The 5,242-nt window shown below is 63.9% G+C and carries 5 protein-coding genes; 3 read left to right on the forward strand and 2 right to left on the reverse strand.

Features of this window, described 5'->3' with window-relative positions; translation table 11 throughout:
• From ISS20_RS23475 to ISS20_RS23485, 3 genes are all read left to right on the forward strand, one after another.
• The coding region (locus tag ISS20_RS23475; RefSeq protein WP_291440045.1) for an NAD(P)(+) transhydrogenase (Re/Si-specific) subunit beta at positions 1–780 on the forward strand (780 nt) is incomplete at its 5' end.
• Between the two features lie 94 nt (positions 781–874).
• Positions 875–2,554, forward strand: a complete 1,680-nt coding sequence (locus ISS20_RS23480; protein ID WP_291440047.1) for a long-chain-fatty-acid--CoA ligase — start codon at positions 875–877, stop codon at positions 2,552–2,554.
• 116 nt (positions 2,555–2,670) lie between these two features.
• Positions 2,671–3,423 carry a 5'-methylthioadenosine/adenosylhomocysteine nucleosidase gene (locus ISS20_RS23485; protein WP_291440049.1) on the forward strand — a complete coding sequence of 251 codons (753 nt, stop codon included), beginning with the start codon at positions 2,671–2,673 and terminating at the stop codon, positions 3,421–3,423.
• Positions 3,424–3,617: 194 nt separating this feature from the next.
• Here ISS20_RS23485 and corA read toward each other — a convergent pair whose 3' ends face one another.
• The gene (corA, locus tag ISS20_RS23490; protein ID WP_015016148.1) at positions 3,618–4,604 is read right to left on the reverse strand and encodes a magnesium/cobalt transporter CorA; all 987 of its coding nucleotides are present in this window, start codon (positions 4,602–4,604) and stop codon (positions 3,618–3,620) included.
• A gap of 211 nt (positions 4,605–4,815) precedes the next feature.
• Positions 4,816–5,242, reverse strand: a 427-nt coding sequence (locus ISS20_RS23495) for a uracil-DNA glycosylase family protein (RefSeq protein ID WP_291440053.1), incomplete at its 5' end; no start/stop codon positions are given.

Raw genomic sequence — 5,242 nt, forward strand, 5'->3', positions numbered from 1 at the left:
GGTGGCGCCGACATGCCGGTGGTGGTGTCCATGCTCAACAGCTACTCGGGCTGGGCGGCGGCGGCCACGGGCTTCATGCTGTCCAACGACCTGCTGATCGTGACCGGCGCGCTCGTGGGCTCCTCGGGCGCGATCCTGAGCTACATCATGTGCAATGCGATGAACCGCAATTTCATCAGCGTGATCGCGGGCGGCTTCGGCTCAGGTGCTGGCACGCCCGCCAAAAAGGGCGAAGCTGCAGAGCCGCAGGGCGAGGCCGTACCCGTCAGCTCGGCCGAAACGGCCGAGCTGCTGCGCGACGCCAAGAGCGTGATCATCGTGCCCGGCTATGGCATGGCCGTGGCCCAGGCCCAGCACACCGTGTACGAGATCACCAAGACCCTGCGCGAAAAAGGCGTGGATGTGCGCTTTGCCATCCACCCCGTGGCAGGCCGCATGCCCGGCCACATGAACGTGCTGCTGGCCGAGGCCAAAGTGCCTTACGACATCGTGATGGAGATGGACGAGATCAACGAGGACTTCCCCGATGCTGATGTGGCCATGGTCATTGGCGCCAACGACATCGTGAACCCCAGCGCGCTCGACGATCCGTCCAGCCCCATCGCCGGCATGCCGGTGCTGGAGGTGTGGAAGGCCAAGACTTCCATCGTGATGAAGCGCTCGATGGCCTCGGGCTACGCCGGGGTGGACAACCCCTTGTTCTACAAGGACAACAACCGCATGCTGTTTGGCGATGCCAAGAAAATGCTGGACGAGGTACTGACCGCGCTCAAGAGCTGACGGGCATAATTCCTCCACAATAAAAGCACGACCGTGCTGAAAAACATCGGCGTACTTTCAGGACCCCCATAAAACCTAACAGGAGACAATCCCAATGACCGACCGCCCGTGGCTGGCCGCCTACCCACAAGGTGTTCCCGCAGACATCAACACCACGCAGTACAGCTCCCTTGTGGCGCTGATGGACGAAGCGTTCAAGAAGTACGCCAACCGCGTGGCCTACAGCTTCATGGGCAAGGACGTGACGTACGCCCAGACCGATTCGCTCTCCAGCGCGTTTGCTGCCTACCTGCAGAGCCTGGGCCTGGTCAAGGGCGACCGCGTGGCCATCATGATGCCCAATGTGCCGCAGTACCCCGTGACCGTGGCTGCCGTGCTGCGCGCGGGGTTTGTGGTGGTCAACGTGAACCCGCTGTACACCCCGCGGGAGCTGGAGCACCAGCTCAAGGACTCGGGCGCCAAGGCCATCGTCATCATCGAGAACTTCGCGACCACGCTGGAGCAGTGCATTGCGCACACGCCCGTCAAGCACGTGGTGCTGTGTGCCATGGGCGATCAGCTGGGTCTGCTCAAGGGGGCGCTGGTCAACTACGTGGTGCGCAACGTCAAGAAGATGGTGCCCGCCTACAACCTGCCAGGGGCGGTGCGCTTCAACGACGCGGTGGCCCAGGGCACGCGGGGCACGCTCAAGAAACCCGACATCAAGCCTGACGACATCGCGCTGCTGCAGTACACCGGCGGCACCACGGGGGTGAGCAAGGGCGCCGTGCTGCTGCACCGCAACGTGATCGCCAACGTGCTGCAGTCCGAGGCCTGGAACGAGCCCGTGATGAAGAAGGTGCCGGCGGGCGAGCAGCCCACCAGCATCTGCGCGCTGCCGCTGTACCACATCTTCGCGTTCACCGTGAACATGATGCTGAGCATGCGCACGGGCGGCAAGACCATCCTGATCCCCAACCCGCGCGACCTGCCTGCGGTGCTCAAGGAGCTGTCCAAGCACACCTTCCACAGCTTCCCAGCCGTCAACACGCTGTTCAACGGCCTGGCCAACCACCCGGACTTCAACACCGTCAACTGGAAGAACCTCAAGGTCTCGGTGGGCGGCGGCATGGCGGTGCAGGGCGCCGTGGCCAAGCTCTGGCTCGAAAAGACAGGCTGCCCCATCTGCGAAGGTTATGGCCTGTCGGAGACCAGCCCCTCGGCCAGCTGCAACCCCACCACCAGCACCGAATACACCGGCACCATCGGCGTGCCGCTGCCCAGCACCTCCATGAAGCTGCTGGACGACGAGGGCCGCGAGGTCACCACGCTGGGCGAGCCGGGCGAAATCGCCATCAAGGGCCCGCAGGTGATGGCCGGTTACTGGCAGCGCCCCGATGAAACCGCCAAGGTCATGACCGAAGACGGCTACTTCAAGTCGGGCGACATCGGCGTGATGGATGCGCGCGGCTTCTTCAAGATCGTGGACCGCAAGAAGGACATGGTGCTGGTCAGCGGCTTCAACGTGTACCCCAACGAGGTCGAAGAAGTGGTGGCCAACTGCCCTGGCGTGCTCGAATGCGCCGTGGTGGGCGTGCCCGACGAAAAGACCGGCGAGGCCGTGAAGCTCGTGATCGTGAAGAAGGACCCGGCGCTCACCGAAGCGCAGGTCAAGGAGTTCTGCCGCCACGAGCTCACGGGTTACAAGCAGCCCAAGGTGATCGAGTTCCGCACCGAGCTGCCCAAGACCCCCGTGGGAAAAATCCTGCGCCGCGAACTGCGCGACAAGAAGTGACGCGGCCACCAGCGCGCCACAATCCCCAGGCGGCCTCGGCCGCCTTTTTTGCGACCGCGCCGCGATGCTGGCGCGCGTATTTTGTGACCCGATGACATGACCAAGAGGACCTTTGCATGAGCACTGCCATCCTGAGTGCGTTGCCCGAAGAGCAAAGCTCGCTGCTGCAACACCTGGCGCACCCCCACCGGGTGATGCATGCAGGCCGCGCGTTCTGGTGCGGGGAACTGCATGACCGCCCGGTGGTGCTGGCGCTGTCGGGCATCGGGAAGGTGGCGGCTGCCACCACAGCCACGGCCTTGATCGAACATTTCGGAGTGGCACGCATCGTCTTCACAGGTGTGGCCGGGGGCGTGGGCGATGGGGTCCACCGGGGCGATGTGGTGGTGGCGCAAGACTATGTGCAGCACGACATGGATGCCTCGCCGCTGTTTCCGCGCTGGGAGCTGCCAGGCTACGCCTGCAGCCGCCTGGCGTGCGATACCGCGCTGACTGCTATGCTTTTTGAAGCTGCCAACCTATGCGTCACTAGCGCAAGCGGCCTCTGGGGCTTGAAAACCATCCACGGGGATGCTCACCGCGCACACCGGGGCCTGGTGGCGAGCGGCGACCGTTTTGTCTCCACCGCGCACGAATCTGAGCGCCTGCGCACTGCCCTGCGCGACGCCGGGCATGACGTGCTGGCCGTAGAAATGGAAGGCGCCGCCGTCGCTCAGGTCTGCCACGACTACGGTCTGCCCTTTGCCGCCGTACGCACCATCTCCGACCGGGCCGACGACGAAGCCCACGGCGACTTCTCCCAGTTCGTGCAGACCGTGGCCAGCCGTTATGCCGAGCACATGGTGCTGTCGTTTTTGCAAAAGCTATGAAATTGATAGCTTTCGAGGCATATTGAACGGGCGCTAGTGGTAGATTTGGCTCCTATGTAAGGACCCGACCACAGGCCATTTGCCGCAATGCTCTGAAACCGGCGCTGTGCATCTACCAGCGCCACCGCGGAGCCGGCTTTGCCGGGCCGCTGGAGGTGTCCCCCTCGGGGGGAAGGCGTGCAACGCCACAGGGGCTACTTCAACCAGCCTCGCTTGCGGAAGTACCACATCGGCCCCAGCGCACTGGCCAGCATCAGGCCCAGCGCATACGGGTAGCCCAGCGACCAATCCAGCTCCGGCATGAACTTGAAATTCATGCCGTACACGCTCGCGATCAGCGTGGGCGGCAGCAAAGCCACGCTGGCCACCGAGAAGATCTTGATGATCTTGTTCTGGTTGATGTTGATGAAGCCGACCGTGGCGTCCATCAAGAAGTTGATCTTGTCGAACAAAAAGGCCGTGTGGTTGTCCAGCGATTCGATGTCTCGCAGGATCTGGCGGGCTTCCTCGAACTGCTCGGAGTTGAGCATCTTGGAGCGCATCATGAAGCTCACGGCGCGGCGCGTGTCCATCACGTTGCGGCGGATGCGCCCGTTCAAGTCTTCCTGGCGCGCGATGGCGGCCAGCACCTCGCCGGCGCGGGTGTCGGTCACGTCGCCGGCCAGCACCTGTTTGCTCACGGCCTCCAGCTCGTCGTAGATGTTCTCCAGCGTGTCGGCCGAATACTCGGCGTCGGCGTCGAACAGCTTGAGCAGCACTTCCTTGGCATCTTCGATAAGGCCGGGCGCGCGGCGCGCGCGCATGCGAAGCAGGCGGAACACGGGCACGTCTTCATCGTGGATGGAGAACAGCACGCCCCGGCTTTTCAGGTTGGTGTTGTGCTGGTTGAGGATGAAGGCGACGCGGACCGAACGGGGGTCTTCGTCGTCATCGATCAGGAAGTCGCTGCGGATATGCAGCTCGCCATTGTCTTCCTCGTAGAAGCGGGCGGATTCCTCGATGTCCTCGTCCATCGCATCCTCGGGAATGGACAGACCGTAGTGCTGCTTGATCCAGCGCTTTTCTTCGAGCGTGGGGGCTTCCAGGTCCACCCAGATCGGCTGGAACTTGGTCAACTCTTCCAGGGACTCGATTTCTTCCTGGAACAGCCGGCCATTGGCGAGCGTAAAGATGTTGAGCATGTGCTCACTCCCTTGTTTTTGGCGTCTGCGGTGTGGGGGGTAGGGGTGCTTTCAACCCCACAGCAGTCAAATGCGCCGGGAGCTGAAAGCTACCAACTCGGGTAGGTTTCCAAGGAGCTGTCTCCGTAAAAATAGGCAAGCGGCGGATTATGGCACCGGGCGATGACCTCGCGGGCGCCCGGTGTGGCGTGGCATGGGGGCAGAGCCGCTTTCAGCGGGCGTCACCCCCGGCCTCGGCACTGCGCACCATGGCCAGCGCCCGGCACAGGTCCGCCCAGGCGGCGGCCTTGTTGTCCTGCGAGCGCAGCAAAAAGGCGGGGTCGTAGGTCACCACGGCCGGGCATCCGGCCAGTACATGTGGCCCCGCGCGCAGGCGGCCCAGGGGCTCGGTGCGCCCCAGCGCCGCGCGCGCCGCCACGTGGCCCAGCACCAGCACCATGGCGGGCTGCAAGTGGGCTACGGTGTCGGCCAGGGCGGCTGGGATGTCCGTGCTGGCTTCGGTGCCAGGCGCAGACCGCTCCAGGGCGGCCAGGAACACGCGCGGGTGGCGGTGCAGTTGCATGGCCCGCAGCATGTTGTCGAGCAAGCGGCCCGCATCGTTGCCTGCATTGCCACCAAGGAGGTCGGTGGGGGTCATG

The organism is Acidovorax sp. (assembly GCF_016783915.1).
Taxonomy (GTDB): Bacteria; Pseudomonadota; Gammaproteobacteria; order Burkholderiales; family Burkholderiaceae_C; genus Acidovorax.

Coding starts and splice junctions, on each gene's coding strand:
- ISS20_RS23480 (WP_291440047.1), top strand. CDS start 875: ATGACCGACCGCCCGTGGCTGGCCGCCTACCCACAAGGTGTTCCCGCA.
- ISS20_RS23485 (WP_291440049.1), top strand. CDS start 2,671: ATGAGCACTGCCATCCTGAGTGCGTTGCCCGAAGAGCAAAGCTCGCTG.
- corA (WP_015016148.1), bottom strand. CDS start 4,604: ATGCTCAACATCTTTACGCTCGCCAATGGCCGGCTGTTCCAGGAAGAA.